At 51.7% G+C, this 1,514-nt stretch carries 3 protein-coding genes; all 3 read right to left on the bottom strand.

The genetic code is table 11. The features are described from left to right. Positions 1-345 (bottom strand): Crp/Fnr family transcriptional regulator (locus IV91_RS0113280; RefSeq protein ID WP_031599246.1); only part of this gene is annotated, 345 nt, incomplete at its 3' end. A gap of 134 nt (positions 346-479) precedes the next feature. Next, the gene (locus IV91_RS0113275) at positions 480-1,118 is read right to left on the bottom strand and encodes a DUF1003 domain-containing protein (RefSeq protein WP_051862732.1); all 639 of its coding nucleotides are present in this window, start codon (positions 1,116-1,118) and stop codon (positions 480-482) included. Between the two features lie 75 nt (positions 1,119-1,193). Beyond that, a complete protein-coding gene (locus IV91_RS18100; protein WP_200874424.1) occupies positions 1,194-1,367 on the bottom strand; it encodes a winged helix-turn-helix domain-containing protein in 174 nt (57 codons plus the stop codon). Positions 1,368-1,514 lie beyond the last annotated feature (147 nt).

The raw sequence follows: 1,514 nt of genomic DNA, 5'->3' as shown, positions 1-1,514 counted from the left end.
AAACTCGTTTTTAAGAAACTGACCCTTCAGTCGGTAGGCATTGCCGGCACTTTGCACCACTGCCCGGCTGGGGGTGGTTTCACCTCCCATGAAAAGAGAGACGCCGACGATACCTTCGTTGCCCACTACGGCGATTTCTGCCGATGAACCGTCTTCCATGACATAGAGCAGGGACACGATGGAATCGACTGGAAAATATACGTGGCGCATCTGCATTCCAGACTCGTAGAGCACCTCGCCAAGTGGCATCTGCACCCCTTCCAGAAAGGGTGAGAAGTACGCGTAGTCTTCCTCCGGCAAGGCGGCAAGAAGATGATTCTGGCGAGGATCTGGTAGAGATGACACGCGCACTCCCCCTGTACACCGACAGAATCAAAGAAATCTGTCGATACTCTATGGATGGTCTAATTCCAAGACCAGTATGAACTATCCGATTCCTTATGTACAGTATCGTACAGAGGGCGCTGACGGGAACCCGGTCAGGGTGTTTGCTGGCTGCTGCTCATGTCCTCTTGGGTTTCTGTGCTCTGCTTCAAGCGTTCCTCAGAGTTTCCGCCTTCATCCAGTGCGGCGAGCACCAAATCCGGACTCATGGACTGCTGCAGCGCAACCGCTTCGGGATCATGGCGATTTTTGACATTCGGTAGGTCGCGTCTCAACTCTTCCAGCAGGTCTATCAACTTGGCCGCCTTCTGTTCGGTCAATAGCGTCACTTTCAAGTCCAGATGGGCACGCTGTTCCTCGAGTTTGGCCAGTCGGTTCTGCTTGGTCAGCACCACGGTCATGATAAGCAATGCGCCCAGACCAACGATTCCTTGCAGCCAGAAAAATGGAGGCGGATCAAATGCCGTCAAGCCAAGTTGGTGCAATACAATATTGGAAATTGTCCAGAGCGCAACAAAAAGCAGAATAGCTCCCACAAAAACGGGTTGTCCGATGAATAGACTGATACGTTCTAGGACCCGTTGCGAGTGACTGATCTTTTGATCTTCTCGCGTGTAGAACTTCAGAATGGCCTCGATATTCTGGCTGATCTGATCGCGTTCGGATTCGACGGGCATATCCGGAAGGGAATCTTTCGAGGTTTTATCCACCGGAAGGTATCTCAAACCAACCAAACGAACAACTCATGAACTCTCCATCCTTGATCAGGATCACTCCATCCTCTTCTCTGTGCTTGCCAATTCTTCATTCTATACCATGATACGGTCGTAAGTCGTTTTGTCAGTTTCATAACAGTTGCAGGAAGAGTTCTCCAGACCAATCCGGTCAAGAATCGTGATGTCTCCCCGTTTGTAGCGAATCAACTGATTCAGTTGCAGGGAAGTGGCTGCTTTGGTGACACCCGCTCGGCGTACACCCAGCACTTGACATCCTCCCTGCCCTCGGCTTTTGGCTGCCGTGCAAGCACGGGAAGGGTAGGGATTCCTGATCTACGAAGACCAGCCGCATATCCCTTGCGAGAGATGTTTCCTGCTTCAACGCGAGAGGTCTGCTGATACGGCTACGCCGTT

The sequence above is a fragment of the Ferrovum myxofaciens genome, from assembly GCF_000735045.1.
In the GTDB taxonomy this organism is placed as follows: Bacteria; Pseudomonadota; Gammaproteobacteria; order Burkholderiales; family Ferrovaceae; genus Ferrovum; species Ferrovum myxofaciens.
This window is presented reverse-complemented; position numbering and strand designations above follow the sequence as displayed.